18 protein-coding genes are annotated in these 23,503 nt (G+C 65.9%); 9 read left to right on the top strand and 9 right to left on the bottom strand.

Going from position 1 to position 23,503, the window contains the following annotated elements:
- Positions 1–338 precede the first annotated feature (338 nt).
- From mnmC to ACI2KK_RS18880, 5 genes are all read left to right on the top strand, one after another.
- Positions 339–2,303, top strand: coding sequence for a bifunctional tRNA (5-methylaminomethyl-2-thiouridine)(34)-methyltransferase MnmD/FAD-dependent 5-carboxymethylaminomethyl-2-thiouridine(34) oxidoreductase MnmC (mnmC, locus tag ACI2KK_RS18900; RefSeq protein WP_404670086.1), 1,965 nt, complete (start codon positions 339–341; stop codon positions 2,301–2,303).
- Between the two features lie 338 nt (positions 2,304–2,641).
- Positions 2,642–4,429: an N-acetylglutaminylglutamine amidotransferase gene (locus ACI2KK_RS18895; RefSeq protein ID WP_404670085.1), complete on the top strand. Its 1,788-nt coding sequence runs from the start codon at positions 2,642–2,644 to the stop codon at positions 4,427–4,429.
- A gap of 3 nt (positions 4,430–4,432) precedes the next feature.
- Positions 4,433–6,181, top strand: a complete 1,749-nt coding sequence (gene ngg / locus ACI2KK_RS18890; protein ID WP_404670084.1) for an N-acetylglutaminylglutamine synthetase — start codon at positions 4,433–4,435, stop codon at positions 6,179–6,181.
- A 122-nt stretch (positions 6,182–6,303) separates the two neighbouring features.
- On the top strand, positions 6,304–7,488 hold the full coding sequence (locus ACI2KK_RS18885) for an osmoprotectant NAGGN system M42 family peptidase (protein ID WP_404670083.1): 1,185 nt from the start codon (positions 6,304–6,306) through the stop codon (positions 7,486–7,488).
- A gap of 238 nt (positions 7,489–7,726) precedes the next feature.
- The gene (locus ACI2KK_RS18880) at positions 7,727–7,954 is read left to right on the top strand and encodes a YheU family protein (protein ID WP_404670139.1); all 228 of its coding nucleotides are present in this window, start codon (positions 7,727–7,729) and stop codon (positions 7,952–7,954) included.
- 66 nt (positions 7,955–8,020) lie between these two features.
- Here ACI2KK_RS18880 and csrA read toward each other — a convergent pair whose 3' ends face one another.
- Both csrA and ACI2KK_RS18870 read right to left on the bottom strand, forming a co-directional pair.
- Positions 8,021–8,206 (bottom strand): carbon storage regulator CsrA, encoded by a 186-nt coding sequence (gene csrA / locus ACI2KK_RS18875; RefSeq protein WP_404670082.1) that lies wholly within the window; start codon positions 8,204–8,206, stop codon positions 8,021–8,023.
- A gap of 122 nt (positions 8,207–8,328) precedes the next feature.
- The gene (locus ACI2KK_RS18870) at positions 8,329–9,144 is read right to left on the bottom strand and encodes an SDR family oxidoreductase (protein WP_404670081.1); all 816 of its coding nucleotides are present in this window, start codon (positions 9,142–9,144) and stop codon (positions 8,329–8,331) included.
- A gap of 342 nt (positions 9,145–9,486) precedes the next feature.
- Here ACI2KK_RS18870 and ACI2KK_RS18865 point away from each other — a divergent pair, with 342 nt between their 5' ends.
- Positions 9,487–9,639, top strand: a complete 153-nt coding sequence (locus ACI2KK_RS18865; protein ID WP_186655795.1) for a DUF3309 family protein — start codon at positions 9,487–9,489, stop codon at positions 9,637–9,639.
- An 8-nt stretch (positions 9,640–9,647) separates the two neighbouring features.
- Here the strand turns inward: ACI2KK_RS18865 and ACI2KK_RS18860 are convergent, their stop codons facing one another.
- The 6 genes from ACI2KK_RS18860 to ACI2KK_RS18835 form a co-directional block, all read right to left on the bottom strand.
- Complete coding sequence (locus ACI2KK_RS18860; protein ID WP_404670080.1) at positions 9,648–10,859, bottom strand: EAL domain-containing protein; 1,212 nt, start codon at positions 10,857–10,859, stop codon at positions 9,648–9,650.
- 20 nt (positions 10,860–10,879) lie between these two features.
- A complete protein-coding gene (locus tag ACI2KK_RS18855; RefSeq protein ID WP_404670079.1) occupies positions 10,880–14,485 on the bottom strand; it encodes a transporter substrate-binding domain-containing protein in 3,606 nt (1,201 codons plus the stop codon).
- Positions 14,486–14,492: 7 nt separating this feature from the next.
- Positions 14,493–15,119, bottom strand: coding sequence for a response regulator (locus ACI2KK_RS18850; RefSeq protein ID WP_404670078.1), 627 nt, complete (start codon positions 15,117–15,119; stop codon positions 14,493–14,495).
- Positions 15,120–15,448: 329 nt separating this feature from the next.
- Entirely contained in the window at positions 15,449–17,113 is a 1,665-nt protein-coding gene (locus tag ACI2KK_RS18845) for a cation acetate symporter (RefSeq protein ID WP_404670077.1), read from the bottom strand.
- The gene (locus ACI2KK_RS18840) at positions 17,110–17,421 is read right to left on the bottom strand and encodes a DUF485 domain-containing protein (RefSeq protein WP_404670076.1); all 312 of its coding nucleotides are present in this window, start codon (positions 17,419–17,421) and stop codon (positions 17,110–17,112) included. The genes ACI2KK_RS18845 and ACI2KK_RS18840 overlap by 4 nt, the downstream gene beginning before the upstream one ends.
- A gap of 295 nt (positions 17,422–17,716) precedes the next feature.
- Complete coding sequence (locus tag ACI2KK_RS18835) at positions 17,717–18,577, bottom strand: glycine betaine ABC transporter substrate-binding protein (protein WP_404670075.1); 861 nt, start codon at positions 18,575–18,577, stop codon at positions 17,717–17,719.
- Between the two features lie 312 nt (positions 18,578–18,889).
- Here ACI2KK_RS18835 and ACI2KK_RS18830 point away from each other — a divergent pair, with 312 nt between their 5' ends.
- Complete coding sequence (locus tag ACI2KK_RS18830; protein ID WP_404670074.1) at positions 18,890–20,425, top strand: beta (1-6) glucans synthase; 1,536 nt, start codon at positions 18,890–18,892, stop codon at positions 20,423–20,425.
- A gap of 95 nt (positions 20,426–20,520) precedes the next feature.
- Here ACI2KK_RS18830 and ACI2KK_RS18825 read toward each other — a convergent pair whose 3' ends face one another.
- Positions 20,521–20,880 (bottom strand): hypothetical protein, encoded by a 360-nt coding sequence (locus tag ACI2KK_RS18825; RefSeq protein ID WP_404670073.1) that lies wholly within the window; start codon positions 20,878–20,880, stop codon positions 20,521–20,523.
- Between the two features lie 209 nt (positions 20,881–21,089).
- Here ACI2KK_RS18825 and ACI2KK_RS18820 point away from each other — a divergent pair, with 209 nt between their 5' ends.
- Positions 21,090–22,388 (top strand): serine/threonine protein kinase, encoded by a 1,299-nt coding sequence (locus ACI2KK_RS18820; RefSeq protein WP_217888165.1) that lies wholly within the window; start codon positions 21,090–21,092, stop codon positions 22,386–22,388.
- A 73-nt stretch (positions 22,389–22,461) separates the two neighbouring features.
- Positions 22,462–23,196 (top strand): VacJ family lipoprotein, encoded by a 735-nt coding sequence (locus ACI2KK_RS18815; protein ID WP_225917363.1) that lies wholly within the window; start codon positions 22,462–22,464, stop codon positions 23,194–23,196.
- The last annotated feature ends 307 nt before the right edge of the window (positions 23,197–23,503 follow it).

Below are 23,503 nucleotides of genomic sequence, written 5' to 3'. Positions count from 1 at the left end.
GGCCCCATCGCCGGCAAGCCGGCTCCTACAGGGTTGTGCGTTGTGTGTACCGGCCCTGTTCCTGTAGGAGATCACCCAGCCCTTCGGGCTGCGCTGTCGCGCAGAGAACTGGGCACGAGCCCGCCGCGGTACCTGTGGGAGCGGGCTTGCCGGAGTGCCGGACCACCGCGAAGCAGGCGACGCGGTGTCTGGCACCGGCTTCGCCGGTGTTCGCGGGCAAGCCCGCTCCCACAGGCCCCTGCTAAATCAATGAGTTGTAGTTTGTTCTATGAGAGCCGGCTTGCCGGCGATAGGGCCATATGCCGTAAAATTCGCCATCCGCCGCAACCGAGCCAACCATGTCCCGCCACCACGAACACGCCCAGATCGACTGGGACGACCAGGGCCGCCCCCACTCGCGCCAATACGACGACGTCTACTTCGCCAAGGAAGAGGGCCTGGACGAAACCCTGTATGTGTTCATCGAGCAGAACCAGCTGCGCCAGCGCTTCAGCGCCCTGGCCGCGCACGACTGCCTGGTGATCGGCGAAACCGGCTTTGGCACCGGCATGAACTTCTTCTGCGCCTGGCAGCTGTTCGCCGAACTGGCCAACCCCGAGGCGCGGCTGCACTTCGTCAGCGTCGAAAAATACCCGCTGACCCGCGACGACCTCGCCCGCGCCATGCAGTTGTGGCCGCACCTGGCCGCCTATACCCAGCCGCTGCTGGCGCAGTACGTGGCCGTCCACCCAGGCTTCCAGCAGTTCAGCCTGGACGGCGGACGGGTCACCCTGACGCTGATGATCGGCGACGCTCTCGAGCAATTGCCGCAGCTCGACGCCCGCATCGACGCCTGGTTTCTCGACGGTTTCGCCCCGGCCAAGAACCCCGACATGTGGACACCCGAGCTGTTCACCCAGCTGGCACGCCTGTCGCACCCCGGCACCACCTTGGGCACCTTCACCACCACAGGCTGGGTGCGCCGCTCGCTGATCGACGCCGGCTTCACCATGAAGAAGGTGCCGGGCCTGGGTAAAAAGTGGGAGGTGATGCACGGCCTGTTCACCGGCAGCCCAGCCGCCCTGCCCGCCCCCTGGTACGCCCGCCCGCCTGCCCTGCCCGGCCCGCGCCAGGCGCTGGTGATCGGCGCAGGCCTGGCCGGCAGCGCCACGGCGGCCAGCCTTGCCACACGCGGCTGGCAGGTCAACGTGCTGGAGCGCCATGACGGCCCGGCTCAGGAAGCCTCGGGCAACCCCCAGGGCGTGCTGTACCTCAAGCTCTCGGCCCACGGCACTGCACTTTCGCAGATGATTCTGGCCGGCTTCGGCTATACCCGCCGCTGGCTCGAGCGCCTGCAACGCGGGCACGACTGGGACGGCTGCGGCGTATTGCAACTGGCCTTCGACGACAAGGAGGCCGCGCGCCAGGGCAAGCTGGCCGAGGCGTTTGACAGCAGCCTGTTGCACGTACTGGCGCGTGAGCAGGCCGAGGCCGCCGCCGGCGTGGCGTTGCCCGCTGGCGGCCTGTTCTACCCCGAAGGCGGCTGGGTGCACCCACCGGCGCTGTGCCAGGCGCAACTGAACCACCCACGCATCACCTTGCTGAGCCACGCCAACGTGCTGGAGCTGCGCAAGGCCGACGGCCTGTGGCAGGCCTGGGACGGCGAACGGCTGCTGGCCAGCGCGCCGCTGGTGGTGCTGGCCGGCGCCGCCGAGGTGCGCAGCTTCGCCGCCTGCGCCGGGCTGCCGCTCAAGCGCATCCGCGGGCAGATCACCCGCCTGCCGGCCACCGAAGCCAGCCGCGCGCTGCGCACCGTGGTGTGCGCCGAAGGCTACGTGGCGCCGCCCCGGGGTGACGAGCACACCCTGGGCGCCAGCTTCGACTTCCACAGCCAGAGCACCACCCCCACCGCTGCCGAGCACCAGGGCAACCTGGCGCTGCTGGAGGAGATCTCCCCAGACCTCGCCACGCGCCTGGGCGCCGCCGACCTCGACCCGGCACAGCTCGAAGGCCGCGCGGCGTTCCGCTGCACCAGCCCGGATTACCTGCCCATCGTCGGGCCGCTGGCGGATGCGCAAGGGTTCGCCGAGGCCTATGCAGTACTGGGCAAGGATGCGCGACAGGTGCCGCAGGTGGAGTGCCCGTGGCTGGAAGGGTTGTATGTGAACAGCGGGCATGGCTCGCGCGGGCTGATCACCGCGCCGTTGTGCGGCGAGCTGATTGCGGCCTGGGTCAGCGGCGAGCCGCTGCCAGTGCCCCGCGCCGTCGCCGAGGCCTGCCACCCCAACCGCTTTGCCCTGCGCCGCTTGATCCGCGGTAAATAGCCATTACCGCGTCGCTTGCTTCGCGGCTAAAGCCGCTCCCACAGGACTGTGCAAAACCCAGCGTCTACGCCGTACCTGTAGGAGCGGGTTTACCCGCGAAGCAGACGACACGATGGATGGCACCGGCTCTGCCGGTGTTCGCAGTGGTCCGGCACTCTGGCAAGCCCGCTCCCACAGGAATCGCGCCAACTTTCAAAAATTGGGCAAGCCGGCTCCTACACGGCTACCGCCCGCCCTATATAACAGAATGATCTAAAACTCTCATAACCCACACCGGTCCTTTCCTAAGTGCCCACGTTTGCGGGCACCCTCCCCAACGGCAAAACCGGTAAGGACCTATGTGCGGATTAGCAGGAGAGTTACGTTTCACCCCCATCGACCAAGCCCCTCGCCCGGCGGACCTCGCCGCGGTGGAGCGCATCACCCACCATCTGGCGCCTCGCGGCCCGGATGCCTGGGGCTTCCATAGTCAGGGCCCGATTGCCCTCGGCCACCGTCGCCTGAAGATCATGGACCTGTCCGACGGCTCGGCGCAGCCCATGGTCGACAACAACCTGGGCCTGTCGCTGGCCTTCAACGGCGCCATCTACAATTTCCCGGAGTTGCGCGAAGAGCTGCAAGCCATGGGCTACAGCTTCTGGTCCGATGGCGACACCGAGGTGCTGCTCAAGGGCTACCACGCCTGGGGCGCAGCGCTGCTGCCCAAGCTCAACGGCATGTTCGCCCTGGCCATCTGGGAGCGCGACAACCAGCGCCTGTTCCTGGCCCGCGACCGCCTGGGCGTCAAGCCTTTGTACCTGTCGCGCAACGGCGAGCGCCTGCGCTTTGCCTCAACATTGCCGGCGCTGCTCAAGGGCGGCGACATCGACCCAATGATCGACCCGGTGGCGCTCAACCACTACCTCAACTTCCACGCTGTGGTACCCGCCCCGCGCACCTTGCTGGCCAACGTGCAAAAGCTCGAACCCGGCACCTGGATGCGCGTCGACCGCCACGGTGAAGTCGAACGCCAGACCTGGTGGCAGCTGCACTACGGCCCCCACGCCGACGAGCACGAGCTGGACCTCGAAGGCTGGACCTCGCGCGTGCTCGACGCCACCCGCGACGCCGTGGCGATCCGCCAGCGCGCGGCGGTGGATGTCGGCGTGCTGCTGTCCGGCGGCGTCGACTCCAGCCTGCTGGTGGGCCTGCTGCGCGAAGTGGGTGTGGACGAGCTGTCGACCTTCTCCATCGGCTTCGAAGATGCCGGCGGCGAGCGCGGCGACGAGTTCCAGTACTCCGACCTGATCGCCAAGCACTACGGCACCCGCCACCACCAGTTGCGCATCGCCGAACACGAAATCATCGAGCAGTTGCCGGCCGCGTTCCGCGCCATGAGCGAGCCGATGGTCAGCCACGACTGCATCGCCTTCTACCTGCTGTCACGTGAGGTGGCCAAGCACTGCAAGGGCGTGCAGAGCGGCCAGGGCGCCGACGAGCTGTTTGCCGGTTACCACTGGTACCCGAAGGTGGACGGTGCCGAGGATGCCTTTGGCGCCTACCGTGACGCCTTCTTCGACCGCAGCCACGCCGAGTACCGCGACACCGTGCAGGCGCCATGGCTGCTGGAGACCGACGCCGCCGGCGACTTCGTTCGCGAGCACTTCGCCCGCCCCGGCGCGCCGGATGCGGTAGACAAGGCCCTGCGCCTGGACAGCACGGTGATGCTGGTGGACGACCCGGTCAAGCGGGTCGACAACATGACCATGGCCTGGGGCCTGGAGGCACGCACGCCGTTCCTCGACTACCGCCTGGTGGAGCTGTCGGCGCGTATTCCGGCGCGCTTCAAGCTGCCCGACGGCGGCAAGCAGGTGCTCAAGCAGGCCGCGCGCCGGGTCATCCCCCACGAGGTGATCGACCGCAAGAAGGGCTACTTCCCGGTGCCCGGGCTCAAGCACCTGGAAGGTGCCACGCTGGGCTGGGTGCGCGACCTGCTGACCGACCCTAGCCAGGACCGCGGCCTGTTCAACCCGGCGATGCTCGACCGCCTGCTGAGCACCCCCCACGGCCAGCTCACCCCGCTGCGCGGCTCCAAGCTGTGGCAGCTGGCGGCCCTGAACCTGTGGCTCAGCGAACAAGGAATCTGATCGATGAAAGCCCACGAAATCGCCTACGGCCAGCGCCTGTTGCGCGGCCAGGCGCCGTCCTACGAGCGCCTGCAGGCGCGCCTGGCCGGTGACGGCAGCGAGCCCCACGACCAACCGCGCGCGGTGCACTGTGGCTGGGGCCGGCTGCTGATCGGGCACACCTACCCGGACCCGGTGAGCCTGGCCGAAGCGCTGCTGGAGGAGCGCGCCGGCGAACGTGACATCGCCCTGTACGTGGCCGCGCCGCAGCAGGTGCTGGCCCAGGCGCCGCAGCAGCTGTTTCTCGACCCCTCCGACACCCTGCGCCTGTGGTTCACCGACTACCGCCCGGCGCAGCGGGTGTTCCGCGGTTTTCGCATTCGCCGGGCACAAACCCCGGCCGACTGGCAGGCGGTCAACACCCTGTACCAGGCCCGCGGCATGCTGCCGCTCGACCCCGAGCTGCTGACCCCGCGCCATCTCGGTGGCCCGGTGTACTGGCTGGCCGAGGACGAAGACAGCAACGCGGTGATCGGCAGCGTCATGGGCCTGAACCACAGCAAGGCCTTCGACGACCCCGAGCACGGCTGCAGCCTGTGGTGCCTGGCGGTCGACCCGCATTGCACCCGCCCAGGCGTTGGCGAGGTGCTGGTGCGCCACCTGATCGAGCACTTCATGAGCCGCGAACTGGCCTGCCTCGACCTGTCGGTGCTGCACGACAACCGCCAGGCCAAGCGTTTGTACAAGAAGCTCGGGTTTCGCAACCTGCCCACCTTCGCGGTCAAGCGCAAGAACGGCATCAACCAGCCGCTGTTCCTCGGGCCGGGGCCGGAAGCCGGGCTCAACCCCTATGCACGCATCATTGTCGACGAGGCCCTGCGCCGCGGTATCGACGTGCAGGTGGACGATGCCGGCGCCGGCCTGTTCACCCTGAGCCTGGGCGGGCGGCGCATCCGTTGCCGCGAATCACTCAGTGACCTGACCAGCGCGGTGACCATGACCCTGTGCCAGGACAAACGCCTGACCCGCAAGGTGCTGCACCAGGCCGGGCTGCAGGTGCCGGCGCAGCAGTTGGCGGGCAACGCCGACGACAACCTGGCGTTTCTCGACGAGCACCGCGCGGTGGTGGTCAAGCCGGTGGATGGCGAGCAGGGCCAGGGCGTGGCGGTAAACCTCACCGACATCGACGATGTCGGCCACGCCGTGGAGCAGGCCCGGCGCTTCGACAGCCGGGTGCTGCTGGAAAGCTTCCACGCAGGCTTCGACCTGCGCGTGGTGGTGATCGGCTACGAGGTAGTGGCTGCAGCCATCCGCCACCCGGCCCAGGTACTGGGCGATGGCAAGCACAGCATCCGTGCCTTGATCGAGGCGCAGAGCCGCCGGCGCATGGCCGCCACTGGCGGCGAAAGCCGCATTCCGCTGGATGAGGAGACCGAACGCACGCTCAAGGGCGTGGGCCTGGGCTATGACGATGTGCTGCCCGCCGGCCAGCGCCTGGCCGTGCGGCGTACCGCCAACCTGCATACCGGCGGCACCCTGGAAGACGTCACCGAGCGCCTGCACCCGGTGCTGGCCGACGCCGCCGTGCGCGCTGCGCGGGCGCTGGAAATCCCGGTGGTGGGGCTGGACTTCATGGTCCGCGATGCCGAGCACCCGGACTACGTGATCATCGAGGCCAACGAACGCGCGGGGCTGGCCAACCATGAGCCGCAGCCGACCGCAGAGCGCTTTGTCGATCTGCTGTTTCCCCATAGCCGGGCATTGGCGTCATAACTGACGGCCTCTTCGCGGGTAAACCCGCTCCCACAGGGAACTGCACGGGCCTGAGGGCAGCACATCACCTGTGGGAGCGGGTTTACCCGCGAAGAGGCCAGCACAGAAAACGAGGAACCTCCATGTCTGAACGACTCCCCGAACCCGACCTCGACTACCTCAAACGCGTGCTGCTGGAAATGCTCGCCATCCCCAGCCCCACCGGTTTCACAGACACCATCGTGCGCTACGTCGCCGAGCGCCTGGACGAGATCGGCATCCCCTTCGAGCTGACCCGCCGCGGCACCATCCGCGCCACCCTCAAAGGCCGCCAGAGCTCGCCCGACCGCGCCGTGTCCGCCCACCTCGACACCATCGGCGCCAGCGTGCGCCAGTTGCAGGACAACGGCCGCCTGGCCCTGGCTGCGGTGGGCTGCTGGTCGAGCCGCTTCGCCGAAGGCAGCCGGGTCAGCGTATTCACCGACACCGGCGTGTACCGCGGCAGCGTGCTGCCGCTGATGGCCAGCGGGCACGCCTTCAACACCGCCATCGACCAGATGCCGGTCAGCTGGGAACACGTCGAGGTGCGCCTGGACGCCTACTGCACCACCCGCGCCGACTGCGAGGCGCTGGGTATTGCCATCGGTGACTTCGTCGCCTTCGACCCGCTGCCGGAGTTCACCGAAAGCGGCCATATCAGCGCCCGCCACCTGGACGACAAGGCCGGCGTCGCCGCCCTGCTGGCAGCATTGAAAGCGGTAGTGGAAAGCGGCCGGCAACCTTTGATCGACTGCCACCCGCTGTTCACCATCACCGAAGAGACCGGCTCTGGCGCCGCCGCCGCCCTGCCCTGGGATGTCAGCGAGTTCGTCGGCATCGACATCGCCCCGGTGGCCCCAGGCCAGGCCTCCAGCGAGCATGCGGTGAGCGTGGCCATGCAGGACTCGTCCGGCCCCTACGACTACCACCTGTCACGCCACCTGCTGAAGCTGGCCGGCGACCAGGACCTGCCGGTGCGCCGCGACCTGTTCCGCTACTACTTCAGCGACGCCCATTCGGCGGTGACCGCCGGGCACGATATCCGCACCGCATTGGTAGCCTTCGGCTGCGATGCCACCCATGGCTACGAGCGCACCCATATCGACAGCCTGGCGGCTCTGAGCCGCCTGCTCAGTGCCTACCTGCTGAGCCCACCGGTATTTGCCAGCGACTCGCACCCGGCCAACGCCTCGCTGGAGCGCTTCAGCCACCAGTTGGAGCATGATGCACAAATGGAAAGCGATACCCGGGTGCCGGCGGTGGACAGCCTGGTGGGCAACAAAGGCTGATGGCCGGTTTTTTGTATTTTTGGGGCCGGGTACGGCCCGTGTAGGAGCGGCCTTGTGTCGCGAAAGGGCTGCAAAGCAGCCCCGGCGATTTTGCATGATGCCAAAATCCTGGGGCCGCTACGCGCCCCATCGCGACACAAGGCCGCTCCTACACAGGGTTAGCGGCACCTTGGGTTGGTCTCTTGCCCGCATCGGGCCCGCCACGTAGCATGCCCGTCTGACACCAAGGCCCATGACCATGCTGATCCCCCACGACCAACTCGAAGCCGAAACCCTCACCCGCCTGATCGAGGACTCCGTCACCCGCGACGGCACCGACAACGGCGACGACACCCCCCTGGAAACCCGTGTGCTACGGGTGCGCCAGGCGCTGGCCAGGGGGCAGGCCTTCATTCTGTTCGACCTGGAAAGCCAGCAATGCCAGTTGCTGGCGCGGCACGATGTACCGCGCGAGTTGCTGGAGTAACGTTGCAGCGCCTTTGACCGCGCGTGGGAGCGGGCTTGCCCCGCGATGAGGCCCTGCCAAGCAAGTTCAAACCTGAACCTTCATGCGCTCCTGTTCGCGAATCCGCTTGTACACCTCGACCCGGTGCACCGGCACATGCCGCGGGGCGTCGATCCCCAAGCGCACCTGGCCGTTCTCCACCGCCACCACCTGAACCCGGATGTCATCGTCGATGACGATCACCTCGCCTACTTCGCGTCCGACCACCAGCATGTTCCGATCCTCCATTAACCGGGAAAACCGGAGCCTGCGCCCTGCCCCTTCCTCCACTCAATGCTTCACCCGGAAAATAGAAGCAACCTACACCTGTAGGTAACTATTCCTACAAAACTGGATCAGTCCGCCGTCTTGCGTGCCTTGGCGCGCATCTTCACCGCCATGTCGGCCATCTCGTCATACAGCCGCTCGGGCGACTGACACTTGAGCTGCCAGGCCTGGCGCCCGGCCTCGTGGGGCAGAATGAGAAACTCGCCGGCCGCCACCTGGGCGTGGATATGCTCGGCAATATCGGCGGCGCTGATCGGCGAGCCCTCCAGCAGCTTGCCCACCTGCGCCTTCATCGCCGGGTTGGGGCCGCGGAACGAGTCGAGCAGGTTGGTCTGGAAGAACGAAGGGCACACCACATGCACCGCCACTTCCACCTGGCGCAGCTCCACCAGCAGGCTTTCCGACAGCGCCAGCACCCCGGCCTTGGCCACGTTGTAGTTGCTCATGCCAGGCCCCTGCATCAGCGCGGCCATCGAGGCGATGTTGATGATCCGCCCGCGGCTGCGCTCAAGCTGCGGCAAAAAGGCCTTGCAGCCCTTGACCACGCCCATCAGGTTGACCGCGATCTGCCAGTCCCAGTCCTCCAGCGACAGCTCGGCGAAGAACCCGCCCGAGGCCACCCCGGCGTTGTTGACGATCACATCGCAGCCGCCGAACTTCTCTTCACAGGCCTGGGCCAGGGCGGTCAGCTGGCTGTAGTCGCGCACATCGCAGCGCTGGGTGAAACCATCGCCGCCGGCCGCACGCACCAGCGCCAGGGTTTCCCGCAGGCCCGCCTCGTTGACATCGGCCAGGGCCAGGCGCCAGCCATCGCGGGCCCAGCGCAGGGCAATCTCGCGGCCAAGGCCGGAACCGGCGCCGGTGATCATCATTCGGTTATGCATGGTGTGAAGCCCAGGTCAGTGGAAGTGGGCTGGAGTCTAGCCAGAAGCGCAGGTGCAAAGGGGTGGCATCAGGTAGCTGAATAACGAGATATCGCCGGTGATCCACTGTAGGAGCCGGCTTGCCGGCGATCACCTGCGCAGCAGGTGCCGTGTACACCTGCACCGGCCTCATCGCCGGCAAGCCGGCTCCTACAGGGGAGCACCTGCGCAGCGGGTGCCCGCGTTGCAAGCAAGGCCATCGGCCGCACATCAAACGGAATCTTTGCTCGCCCGCACCAGTCGGAACTGTAAGCGGCCAGCTTCGACCAGGCCCTTGCCCCATAACCACACAAGGATTCCACCATGACCACGATCCTCATCATCATCCTGATCCTGCTGCTGATCGGTGGCTTGCCGGTCTTCCCCCACTCCCGCGCCTGGGGCTACGGCCCGTCGGGTATCGTCGGCGTGGTGCTGGTGATCCTGCTGGTGCTGGTGTTGCTGGGGCACATATGACCTGAGGCTCAGGGCCGCGGCAGGCCGATGCGCTGGTCGCAACGCACCCGGCGCAGCAGCTCGTCGCGGTCCAGTGGCAGCGCCAGGTAGTCGCCCTGGGCGCCCTGGCAGCCCATGCCGAGCAAGGCCAGGTGCTGCTCGGCATTGCGCACGCCAACTACTGTCAGGCGTTGCTCCAGGGCCGTGGCCAGGCCCAGGCAGTTTTGCACTACGGCGCGGCAACGGGCCTCGCCGGGCAATCCGTCGATAAAGCGTTCGGCGAGCTTGATGCGGGTGAACGGCAGTTGACACAGCAACTGGCTACCGGCCTGGTCGCTGCCGAACTCGGCCAGGCTCAACTCGCAGCCCAGGGCACGCAGGCGCAACAGGTTTTCCAGCTCAAGGACGGTGATGTGGTACAGGCTGCGCCCGGTCAGTTCAAAGCACAGCTGACGCTGGTCGAAGCACTGGCGACGCAGCAGGGCGCGAATGCGCAGCACCAGCGAGCGGTCGAGCAATTGCGGGCCGTGCAAACGCAAGGTGATCGGCAGCCGGCGCCCTTCGGCCAGCAGTTCACGGTACAGCGCCAGCCCCTGTTCGAGCATGTGCAGGGCCAGTTCATCCAGCGCGCCGCAACGCTCCACCGCAGCCAGGAATATTTCCGGGGCCAGCACGCCCATCAGCGGGTGCTGCCAGTGCGGCACCAGGTCCACACCGGTGATGCGGCCATCGCGCAGGTCGATGGTCGGCAGGTAAAAGGCCGTGAACTGGCCGTCGCGCATGCCGCCACGCACTTGCTCTTCGCCTGACCACACCTGGCTCGGGCGCCGCGTCGCTGGGTATTCGGGCACAGGATGGCTGAGCCACTGGCGTAGCGTTTCCACCGGCAGCGGGTGCTCGAGATCACCCATGTAGCGCATGCCAAGGCGCTCGACCAGTTGCTGCACGCCACGGCGCAGGCTCGGCCCGAGGCTGCGGGTCAACAGCACCGCCGCAGCCAGCCGCGCCTTGCCCACCTGGTGGAGGAACTCCAGGGCATCCATGCCATCGCCGGTATCCCCCAGCAGCGGGCAGACGACCAGATCGACCCGGCCGCTGAGCTGCAAACGCGCCAGCCCCTCGCCGACATCCAGCGCCTGAAACACTTCCCGGCACCCCAGAAAACCAAAGGTTTTCACCGCGATGGCGCGATGAAAAGCGTGCCCCTCGATCACCAGCACCCGCAACCCGAACGACTCCATCCCTATCTCCTCACGCGGGCTCACAGGCCAGTAGCGTCCACAGCCTGGCCCGCGCTGTAGCGTGCCAACAGCGTTTCCAGCGCCCCCATGGCCAGGCGCACGGCGTCCAGATGCGCCACGGGCACCACACCAAGGGCGCAGCTTCGTTCGACTTGCTCGCAGGCCTCGATCAAGCCCAGCGCCCTGACCATCCGTGCGCCGCCCTTGACTCGATGGGCCAGCAGCGCCAACCCGCTCACATCCCCCCGCTCGGCATGCAGGTTGAACGCCTGCAGGTCCTCCTGGTTACTCTGGCGCAGGTCGGCCAGCAACGCGGCCAACGCCTCTGCATCACCCGCCGTCAGGCGCTCCAGGCTGCTCAGGTCAAGTGCTTGCCCGGGCTTGAGCGGTGAGTGGTCAAGGCAACGCACGCCATCGCCCTGCCCCTGTGCCAGCGCCTGGGTAAGCCGTTTGAGCCCGACCGGCTTGAACAGGCAGTCATCCATGCCGCTGGCGCGGCAGCGCTGGTGCTCTTCGGGCAGGGCATTGGCGGTCAACCCCAGTATCCGGCAGCGCGCACGTACACCCCGACGCTCGTGCAGGCGGATGGCCCGGGCCAGGCCATAGCCGTCCAGCACCGGCATGTTGCAGTCGCTGATGACCACATCGAACGGCTGCTCGAGCCACAGACGCAGGGCCTGTGCGCCATGTTCGGCGACGCAGGCGCGGTGGCCGAGGTAGCCCAGCTGGTTGGCCAGCAGCAGGCGGTTGGCCGGGTAGTCGTCCACCACCAGTACCCGCAGGCTCACTGTAGCGTCAGGCTCGCAGGGCTCCTGCACAGGCTCCGGCGGCGCCCCGCCGGCCAGCACGCGCTCGAGCGCCAGGCTGATATCGATGCGTGTGCCCACCCCCTGGGTGCTGCGCAGGTGCATGTGCCCGCCCATCAGCTCGCACAGCGTACGGCTGATGGACAGCCCCAGGCCTGCGCCGCGCCGCCCCGACTGCTGGTTGTTGCTGGCCTGCCAGAACAGCCCGCCAAGCTGTGCGAGATCCGCTTCGGGGATACCGATGCCGCTGTCCTCGATGGTTAACTGCAGCGCCAGCTGGCGGGCCTGCAAGGTGGCGTGCAACGCCACCCGCACGCCGCCTTTGTGGGTGAACTTGATGGCATTGCTGATCAGGTTGGCCAGCACCTGCTTGAAACGCAGCGGGTCGAGCAGCACCTCGAGGTCCACCGGCCCCTCCAGCTCCAGCGAAAGCTGCAGGCCCTTGGCCCGGGCCTGTTGCTCGAACAGCTGGACCACGCCGGTCACATGCTCGCGCAGCGCCAGCGGCTGCGGGTTGAGTGCCAGGTGGCCAGACTCGATACGGGTCACGTCAAGGATGTCGCCGATCAGCTCCAGCAGGCTGCGTGCGGCATCCGAGGCCACCTCGATCGACAAACGGTCCAGCACCCCTTGCTCGGCCTTGCGCAGGGCCAGTTCGAGCATGCCCAGCACGGCATTCATGGGGGTACGGATCTCGTGGCTCATGGTCGCCAGAAAGCGCGTCTTGGCCTGGTTGGCATCGTCGGCTTCAACCTTGGCGGCCAGCAGTTCGGCCTGCAGGCACTGGCGTTCGGTCACGTCGACCCAACCGGCGATGACGCCGCCCTCTTCGTTGCAGCCGTAGGGCAGCATCCAGTGATACAGCGTCAGCTCGCGGCCCTCGGCCAGCACCACCTGGCAATCCTCGACCCGCGCCTGGCCGTCGGCCAGCACCTGCTTCCAGCCGCGCTGCCAGGCGCAGGCCTCATCAAGGCCGATCGGCTGCCCGAGCACCTCGTCACGGGCCTTGCCCAGCGCCTGCAGGTAGCTGCTGTTGCAGGTCTGCAACCGCCCGCGGCGATCGCACACATAAATGGGGTGCGGGGTGCCGTCGATCATCACTCCCATGAACGCCAACTGATGGGCCAAGGCCTGCTCGGCGCGCTCACGCACCCGCACCAGCCGGCGCAGGTAGCGCACCCAGGCCAGCGCCAGCAGCAGCGCCAGGGCTACGGCTGCGAAGCCCTGCAATACCTGCACCCGGTAACGCTGCCAGAAGCTGTCGGCGACGATCACCTCGTTGCGCCAGCGTCGGCCGAGGGTGTCCAGTTCCTGGGGCGAGAGGCTCAGCAGGGCCTTGTTCAGAATCGACTGCAGCTCCAGCGCCCCGCGCTGGCTGGCGAAGGTGAAATAGGCCGGCTCCAGCGGCAAGCTGGCGCTGACCTTCAGGCGCGTGGGGTACATGCGCTCGCTCAGCGCCTGGGCGCCGATCAGCGGCACCAGGGCAGCATCGGCCCGGCCGCTGGCAACCCGCCACACCGCATCCACAGGGCCGTCGGCATCTACCCGGTGCACGCCCTGGTGATGCTGGTGCAGGAACTCGTGGGGGAAACCGCTGCGGGACATGGCCAGACGCAGGCCCTGCAACTCCTCGAAACTGCTCGGTGCACCCGGCCGGTCGAGGGTCACCAGCACGCGCGGCGAGCTGATGAATGCACGGCTGAACGCCAGGTGGTCGGCGCGCTGCTCACTGGGCGTAATGCCGGCGAGCAGGTCGACCTTGCCCTGGCGCAAGTCCTCTATCATGCGCTCCAGGGTGCCGCCGCCATTAAGTTCAAGCTGCAGGCCGGTGCGCCGGGCGATGCGCTGCAGCACATCCACCGCCAGGCCGCGCAGGTTGCCCTCGCCATCCCGGTAGCTGATCGGCGGGTAGTGTTCGTTGAGCAGCACCCGTACCTTCGGATGGCGCTGCAGCCAGCGCCGCTCGGTTTCGCTCAGTTGCAAGGGCGTGCGCTCCACCACCCCCTGCCCGGCCCAGCGTTGCAGGATGCGCTGGTGCTGAGTGGCCGGGATACTCGCCAACACCGCATCGACCAAAGCATGCAGCGGCTCGTTGAAAGGTGCCGAGGCAAAGCCCAGCGGTTGGCTGGGCAAGGCCGGGCAGTCGATTGCCTCGATCTTGCGCAACAGGCCCTTGCCCAGCTGGTACTGGCTCTCCAGCGCACCGCCCAGGTACAGGTCGGCCTGGCCGAAGGTCAAGGCGCCCATGGCCGCGCGTACCGAGGGGTACACCTGCACCTGGGCCTGCGGGTACACCGCAAGGATGCTGCCCAGGCTGCGATAGCCTTCACGCATGGCCAGGCGCAGGGGTGCGCTGGACGCGCAGCCATGTTCGTCATCCTCACGGGCCACGCGCATCGGGCGATCGTCGGCGTAGCCGGTCGACAGCAGCAGGCCCGCGTCCGCAGCCTGCTGCGCGGTAACGCTGGCCAGCAGGTCGGCGTTGCCCGTGCGCACGGCGGCCATTGCTTCATCCAGCGAGGCATACGGCACGACTTCGACATTGAGTTGCAGGTGCTCTGCGATCAGCCCGGCGTAATCGGCACTGATGCCCTCGTACTCACGGCCCAGGCCAAGGATGTCCAGTGGCGGGTTATCGGCGCGAAGTACCGCAAGCTTCAGCTCGCGGCGCTGCCATAACCAGCGCAGTTGCGCTTCGCTCGGATCCAGTCGACGCCCCTCAAGCACGGCGCGCCCATACAGCTGCGGCTGTGGCATGGCGGCCAGTACAGCCGGGTAGCACAGCAACTGGCCAAGCACTACCAACCATGCAAGTCGCACCGCGCACCTATACCAGCAGGTTGCGCCGGGCCAGGTCGGCCAGCTCGACCACCGAACCGACCCGCAGCTTGTCCAGCAGGCGCGCCTTGTAGGTGCTGATGGTCTTGTTGCTCAGCAGCATGCGTTCGGCGATGGCCTTGTTGCTCAGGCCGCGGGCCAGGTGCTGGAGGATGATCATTTCGCGGTCGCTGAGCCGTGCCAGGCGTTCGCCCTCGCTGGTGGTCATGTCCTGGCGGCATACCGAGCTCAGCGCCACGTCGGGGAAGTAGGTGTAACCCGAACGCAGGGCCAGCACCGCCTTGCTCAACTCGCGCAGGTCGTCGCTCTTGGACACGAAGCCCGCAGCCCCGGCCTTCATGCAGCGCAGGGAGAAAAAATCGGCCAGTTGCGAGGTGAGTATCAGCACCTTGGGGGGCTGTTCCATGGCCCGCAGCCGTGACAGCACCTGCAGGCCGTCAAGGCCAGGGATGGTGATGTCGAGGATTACCAGGTCGGGCTTCTGCTCGCGGGCCAGGCGTACGGCGTCGACGCCATTGTCGGCCTGGCCGACCACTTTCAGGCGGTCGTTGCGCAGTTGCAGGCAGACGCTGGAGCGGATGAAGGGATGGTCGTCGACCACCAGTGCCTTGTGCATGTCGTTGTCCCTCACGGTGCCAAGGGCCCAGCCCTTGAAAATGGGTTGCCGGTGCTCGCCTGGCCAGGCCTGCGTCGAGGGCAGTCATGGCCAAACGATATCAACCAGCATTTTCCACGGGTGCTTGGCGGCTGAATGCAGGACGCTTCCCAATTCAAAAGAGAAATTTCCTAAAGACAGGCGCAACACCCGCAGGCTGGAGCGAGGGATTATTCGCGTAAATACGGCCAGGGTCGTGAGGAGCGCTCCGAGCGGCGCCGGGAAATTTCCCAAACGCAGAAACGACAACGCCCCGGCAGGCGGGGCGTTGTCGTTATTTCAGGCAAGGGTCAGTGGGAAACCGCACCACTGGCGCCCAGGCCGGTTTGCGAACGGACGAACTGCGGGAAGAACAGCGCGCGCTCGTCTTCGGCAGCCTTGGACTTGTCGGTGACCGAGAAGAACCAGATACCGGCGAAGGCGATGATCATCGAGAACAGCGCCGGGTACTCGTACGGGTAGATGGCTTTCTCGTGGCCGAGGATCTGCACCCAGATGGTCGGGCCGAGGACCATCAGGCCCACCGCACTGACCAGTCCCATCCAGCCGCCGATCATGGCGCCGCGGGTGGTCAGTTTCTTCCAGTACATCGAAAGCAGCAGTACCGGGAAGTTGCAACTGGCGGCGATGGAGAAGGCCAGGCCGACCATGAAGGCGATGTTCTGGTTCTCGAACAGGATACCCAGGCCGATCGCCAGCACGCCGAGGGCGATGGTGGTGATCTTCGACACGCGGATCTCGTCCTTGTCGTTGGCCTTGCCCTTGCGCCACACGCTGGCGTACAGGTCGTGGGACACCGCCGAGGCACCGGCCAGGGTCAGGCCGGCAACCACCGCCAGGATGGTGGCGAAGGCCACTGCCGAGATGAAGCCGAGGAAGATGCTGCCACCCACGGCATCGGCCAGGTGCACCGCCGCCATGTTGTTGCCGCCCAGCAGGGCGCCAGCGGCGTCCTTGAAGTCCGGGTTGGTGCTGACCAGCAGGATCGCGCCAAAGCCGATGATGAAGGTGAGGATGTAGAAGTAGCCGATGAAGCCGGTGGCGTAGAGCACGCTCTTGCGGGCTTCCTTGGCGTCACTGACGGTGAAGAAGCGCATCAGGATGTGCGGCAGGCCGGCGGTACCGAACATCAGCGCCAGGCCCAGCGAGAAGGCCGAGATCGGGTCCTTGACCAGGCCGCCCGGGCTCATGATCGCCTCGCCCTTGGCGTGCACCTTGATCGCCTCGGAGAACAGGGTGTTGAAGTCAAAGCCGACATGCTTCATCACCATCAGTGCCATGAAGCTGGCACCGGACAGCAGCAGCACCGCCTTGATGATCTGCACCCAGGTGGTGGCCAACATGCCGCCGAACAGCACGTACAGGCACATCAGGATACCGACCAGGATCACCGCGACGTGGTAGTCCAGGCCGAACAGCAGCTGGATCAGCTTACCGGCGCCGACCATCTGCGCAATCAGGTAGAAGGCCACCACCACCAGCGAGCCCGAGGCCGACAGGGTGCGGATTTCCTTTTGCCCCAGGCGGTACGAGGCAACGTCGGCGAAGGTGTACTTGCCGAGGTTGCGCAGGCGTTCGGCGATCAGGAACAAAATGATCGGCCAGCCGACCAAAAAGCCGATGGAGTAGATCAGGCCGTCGTAGCCCGAGGTGAACACCAGCGCGGAAATACCCAGGAACGAGGCCGCCGACATGTAGTCGCCGGCAATCGCCAGGCCGTTCTGGAAACCGGTGATACGGCCACCGGCGGCGTAGTAGTCGGAGGCCGACTTGTTGCGTTTCGAAGCCCAGTAGGTAATCCCCAAGGTGAAGGCGACGAAGGCCACGAACATGGCGATGGCGGCGACGTTGAGCGGCTGCTTGTGCACCTCGCCGGTGAGCGCATCAGCGGCCCACACGGCGGGTGCGAACGCGCCGCAGGCCAGTACTGCCAGGGTTTTGGCGTGACGGATCATTGCTTGGCCTCCTCAAGAATGGCCTTGTTCAGCTCGTCGAACTCGCCGTTGGCGCGACGCACGTAGATAGCGGTGAGCACAAACGCCGAAATGATCAGGCCAACGCCCAGGGGGATACCCCAGGTGACCGATGAACCGGGGCTGAGCTTGGCGCCGAGCAGGTGCGGGCCATAGGCGATGAGGAGGATGAAACCACTGTAGAGGCCAAGCATGATCGCCGAGAGAATCCAGGCGAAGCGTTCGCGCTTGGTGACCAGTTCCTTGAAGCGCGGACTGTTCTGTATCGAGAGGTAAATGCTGTCGTTCATTGTTTTTGTCCTAGCAGCACAGATGTAGGGAGAACCCGACTCCACTTTATGCTGCCGTTGGACGCCAACCAGACGACCTTAGTCTTAGATGCAACGGTGTTTTGCAGATTTTGTAACAAAACAGCCCTGCACACATGGGCAGGGCTGTCTTGAGACTGGCTTGTTGCAGATATGAAAGCCAGCACGGCCCCTGTAGGAGCCGGCTTGCCGGCGATGGCGTCCGATCAGGCTACGATGGCGCCTGCTCTGGCGCTATCGCCGGCAAGCCGGCTCCTACAATGGTCTGCGTTGCAACTTACTTGCCCGTCCACTCCTTGACCCGCTCCGGGTGCTTGGCCACCCAGTCCTTGGCCGCCGCTTCAGGCTTGGCGCCCTCCTGGATGGCCAGCATCACCTCGCCGATCTCGTCCTTGGACTGCCAGCTGAACTTCTTGAGGAACTCGGCCACTTCCGGGGCCTTGGTGGCCAACTCCTTGCTGCCGATGCTGTTGACGGTTTCAGCCGCGCCGTACACGCCTTTCGGGTCTTCGAGGAACTTCAGCTTCCACTTGGCGAACATCCAGTGCGGCACCCAGCCGGTCACCGCGATGGACTGCTGCTTGGCGTAGGAGCGGCCAAGCTCGGCAGTCATCGCAGCGCCGGAGCTTGCGGTGAGCTTGTAGCCGGTGAGGTCGTAATCCTTGATGGCCTGCTCGGTCTTGAGCATCACGCCGGAGCCTGCGTCGATGCCGACGATCTTCTGCTTGAAGCTGGTGTCGGTCTTGAGGTCTTCGATGCTGTTGGCCTTGACGTATTCAGGGACGATCAGGCCGATCTTGGCATCCTTGAAGTTGGGGCCGTAGTCGACCACGTTATCCTTGTTCTTGGTCCAGTACTCACCGTGGGTGACTGGCAGCCAGGCCGAGAGCATGGCGTCGAGTTTGCCGGTGGCCACGCCCTGCCACATGATGCCGGTGGCCACAGCCTGCAGTTTCACGTCGTAGCCGAGTTTCTGCCTGATCACTTCGGCGGCCACGTTGGTGGTCGCCACACTGTCGGACCAGCCATCCACGTAACCGATGCTCACTTCCTTGGCCATGGCCTGGGCAGCGCCCATGGCCAGCACCACGGCAGTGCCCACACCCAGGAAACGGCGCATTCTTGTAAAAGTAGCCATCAAAGCATTCCCTCGTCAGGTCTTGGAGATTGCATCATCGACCTGCCCCACCGTGGGGCCTGATCTGTCAGCGACACTTACCGAACGATCAGCGACAGCACTGTGCCATTAGCGCCATCACCTCGGGGCGGCCTGCGCGATCCTTGCATGCCAAACACTTGGCGCCGGGCTACTATCACTGGCTTTGGGTGGCCAGTACCGGCCCTATCGCCGGCAAGCCGGCTCCTACAGGTGGTCTATGTAGGAGCCGGCTTGCCGGCGATAGGGCCGGTACAAGCCGCCCCGTAATCGAATCAGACGACGGACCGCCCGATGCCCCGCCTTAGCTACCTGCTTGCCTGCCTGCTCGCCCTCAGCGGCCTTACCACCCTGTGGTACGGCCTGGGCCGGCCGGTGCACCTGCCCGACGCCGCCAGCCCCACGCACAAGCTGCAATGCGCCTCGTACACCCCGTTCGACAAGGACCAGTCGCCGTTCGACCAGCCGTTTCGCCTGCGCCCGGCACGCATGGACGCCGACCTGGCGCTCTTGGCCGAGCGCTTCCAGTGCATCCGCACTTACTCGCAGACCGGCCTGGAGGCGATCCCTGCGCTGGCCCGCAAGCACGGGCTGAAGGTGATGCTCGGCGCCTGGGTGAATGCCGACCCGGCCAATACCGAACAGGAAGTTGAGCTGCTGATCGCCGCCGCCAACGCCAACCCGGACGTGGTCAGCGCGGTGATCGTCGGCAACGAGACGCTGCTGCGCAAGGAGGTGACCGGCGAACGCCTGGCCGGGCTCATCCAGCGGGTCAAAAGCCAGGTGAAGGTGCCGGTGACCTACGCCGATGTGTGGGAGTTCTGGCTGCAGCACCCAGAGATCGCACCGGCGGTGGATTTTCTCACCATCCACCTGCTGCCCTACTGGGAGGACGACCCGCGCGGCATCGAGGCGGCGCTGGCCCATGTGGCCGACGTGCGCCAGGTGTTCGGCAAGCGTTTTGCGCCCAAGGACATCTTCATCGGCGAAACCGGCTGGCCCAGCGAGGGCCGCCAACGCGAGACCGCGGTGCCCAGCCGGGTCAACGAGGCGCTGTTCATTCGCGGGTTCGTCACCCTGGCCGAAGCCAACGGCTGGCACTACAACCTGATCGAAGCCTTCGACCAGCCGTGGAAGCGCGCCAGCGAAGGCGCCGTGGGGGGTTACTGGGGGCTGTACGATGCCGACCGCCAGGACAAGGGCGTGCTCGAAGGGCCGGTGAGCAACCTTTCGCTGTGGCCGCAATGGTTGCTGGCTTCGCTGCTGCTGTGGCTGGCCACGCTGGTGCTGGCCGGGCGCCCGGCCAACCACCGCGCCGCCCTGCTGCTGCCGCTGCTGGCCGCACTGGGTGCCGCCAGCCTTGGCCTGTGGGGCGAGCTGATGCGCACCAATGCACGGTTTGCCGGGGAATGGCTGTGGGCGGTGGTGCTGGCCGGGCTCAACCTGCTGGTGCTGGCGCATGGTGCGCTGGCCCTGGCCCGCCGCGAGGGCTGGCGCCAGCGGCTGTTCGCCTGGCTTGAAGGGCATGGCGGCAAATGGCTGTTGGCGGCCGGCTTCGCCGCGGCGGTGAGCATGCTGGCGATGGTGTTCGACCCGCGTTATCGGAGCTTCCCAAGCGCAGCATTGCTGCTGCCGGCGGTGCTGTACCTGCTGCGGCCGGTGCCGGCGCGGCGGGCCGAGGTGGCATTGCTGGCGCTGATCGTGGGCGCCGGGGTGGCGCCGCAGTTGTGGCGCGAGGGGCTGGCGAACCAGCAGGCCTGGGGCTGGGCGCTGGTCAGTGTGCTGATGGTGGCGGCCCTTTGGCGTAGTTTGCGGCTGCGCCAGGCTTGAGGCCGCAGGCGAGGACTTCGTCCTCGATCGCCGGCAAGCCGGCTCCTACAGGGGTGCGCAATCCCCTGTAGGAGCCGGCTTGCAGGCGTTAGGGCCTAAACCTTGCGCACCAAGCGCAACCCCGCCAGCACCACCGCAAACACGCCAATGCTGGCGGTATACAGCACCAGCGCCGGTAGCCCGAACACCAGCGCCAGCAACGCCAGCCACCAGCCGGGCCGTTTCGCCACCAACTGCGCAAGCAACGCCAGCCCCAACGCGCCCCAGGCGATCACCTGAAAATGAATACCCAACCCCAGTAGCGAACGCACCTGGCACTGCCAGTATTCACCCGGCACCGTGCACAGCCCGACCCAGCGGGCATCTTCCATCAGCCCGTAGCGCACGCCATAGCTGGCAGCCAGCCATCCGGCCAGAAACAACAGCAAGGCCGCAGCCTGCAGCGAACGAGACATCCGGTTCTCCAATAGCAGTCATCGAAACGCTGCATGATCGCTTAGGGCATGACTTAAGGCAAAATCATGGCCATCCAGCTATGTTGCTGAAAACAACCTTGCCAGCACGGCAACCTCTGGCGCCATAAACAACAGCGCACCCGGCAACTTTGCCAAGCGCCCCGTGGTCCTAGCCTGCGTACTGCATCACCTATTCCTGGGGGAATACAATGTTTCGACCTTTGCGCCTCGTCGCCCTGCTGGGTGGCCTGCTCATGGCGGCAACCGCTTCGGCGCGGGATATCGACGCCGCCAGCTACGGCTACCCGTTGACCAACCCGTTTGAGGCGACCATCGCCACCACCCCGCCGGAGCAGCGCCCGACGCTGCCCAGCGACGACGAGATCGACCAGGCCGACTACAGTCTCAACCTGCGCCCGGAGCGCGAGTTCACCCTGCCGGACAACTTCTGGGCTGTTAAGAAGCTGCGCTACCGCCTGGCCAAGCAGGACCACGAGGCGCCGCTGATCTTCCTGATCGCCGGCACCGGCGCGCCCTACTCCAGTTCGATCAACGAGTACCTGAAAAAACTGTTCTACCAGGCTGGCTACCACGTGGTGCAGCTGTCTTCCCCCACCAGCTACGACTTCATGAGCGCCGCCTCGCGCTTCGCCACCCCGGGCGTGTCCCGCGAGGACGCCGAAGACCTGTACCGGGTCATGCAGGCGGTGCGTGCCCAGCACCCGCGCCTGCCGATCAGCGAGTTCTACCTGAGCGGCTACAGCCTGGGTGCGCTGGACGCGGCCTTCGTCAGCCACCTGGACGAAACCCGGCGCAGCTTCAACTTCAAGCGCGTGCTGCTGCTCAACCCGCCGGTCAACCTGTACACCTCCATCAGCAACCTGGACAAGCTGGTGCAAACCCGGGTGAAAGGTATCGACAAGAGCACCACTTTCTATGAGCTGATGCTGGAAAAACTCACCCGTTACTTCCAGGACAAGGGCTACATCGACCTCAACGAGGCGCTGCTGTATGACTTCCAGAAGTCCCGCCAGCACCTGTCCAACGAACAGATGGCCATGCTGATCGGCACCTCGTTCCGCTTCTCGGCGGCCGATATCGCCTTTACCTCCGACCTGATCAACCGCCGCGGCCTGATCATCCCACCGAAGTACCCGATCACCGAGGGCAGCAGCCTCACGCCGTTCTTCAAGCGAGCCCTGCAATGCGATTTCGACTGTTACCTGACCGAGCAGGTGATCCCGATGTGGCGCGCCCGCACCGACGGCAACAGCCTGTTGCAGCTGGTCGACCAGGTGAGCCTGTATGCGTTGGAAGACTACCTGCACAACAGCCCGAAGATCGCCGTGATGCACAACGCCGATGACGTGATCCTCGGCCCTGGCGACATCGGTTTCCTGCGCCGGGTGTTCGGCGAGCGCCTGACCCTGTACCCCCATGGTGGCCACTGCGGCAACCTCAACTACCGCGTCAACAGCGACGCCATGCTGGAGTTCTTCCGTGGTTAACCGCCTGCTGCTCATCACTGCCCTGCTCGCCAGCGGCCACGCCCTGGCCGAAGAGGTCGCGCCGCGCACCAGCGTGGTCGAGGCCGACAACATCGGCACGCTGTCCGCCGAACAAGACGGTTTTCTCGACCCGCTGCGCGAGCTGAAATTCAACCCGGGTCTGGACCAGCGCGAGTTCGAGCGCTCAACCCTCGGCGCGCTGAACATCTACGACCCGCTGGAGTCGATGAACCGGCGCGTGTACCACTTCAACTACCGCTTCGACCAGTGGGTGTTCCTGCCGGTGGTCGATGGCTACCGCTACATCACGCCGGGCTTCGTGCGTACCGGGGTGAGCAACTTCTTCAACAACCTGGGCGATGTGCCGAACCTGTTCAACAGCGTGTTGCAGCTCAAGGCCAAGCGCTCGGCCGAGATCACCGCGCGCCTGATGTTCAACACCATCATCGGCGTGGGCGGGTTGTGGGACCCGGCGACCAAGATGGGGCTGCCACGCCAGAGCGAGGACTTTGGCCAGACCTTGGGGTTCTACGGGGTGCCGGAGGGGCCGTACATCATGCTGCCGATCTTCGGGCCTTCGAACCTGCGGGACACTACCGGGCTGGTGGTGGATTACGCGGGTGAGCAGGCGGTGAATTACCTGGATGTGCCGGATACGGCCAGTGATCACCCGGAGATCACCTTGCTGCGGGCGGTGGACAAGCGCTATACCACCAACTTCCGGTATGGGCAGACCAATTCGCCGTTTGAGTATGAGAAGGTCAGGTATGTGTATACGCAGGCGCGGCGGTTGCAGATTGCGGAGTGATTGGGGTTTTCAGGGCTTAGGGCTTAGGGCTTAGGGTGATTGCCTTGGTAGATGTATGCGTATTCGTTGACGATGGCGGCTTTTAGTCACCTTTCCGCCCTTACGGCGGGTTACTTTTTTTCTTGGAAAAAAGTAACCAAAAACCGCCTGCTCCCATCATCCGGCCCCCTACGCTGCGCTTCGGGGGTTCCCTCGCTCCGGGCTTGCTCCGCAGGTACGCGCCGACGGGCCGTCCCTGGCCCGATCGGCGCTCGACCGGCATCCATGCCGGTCGCCCTCCTACGCAATCCCTACGCTCGGCCTCCTG

This window comes from Pseudomonas sp. NPDC089406, from assembly GCF_044900265.1.
Lineage (GTDB): Bacteria > Pseudomonadota > Gammaproteobacteria > Pseudomonadales > Pseudomonadaceae > Aquipseudomonas > Aquipseudomonas fakonensis.
Note: the sequence above shows the minus strand (reverse complement) of the source record. Positions and strands in the feature narration are given on the sequence as shown.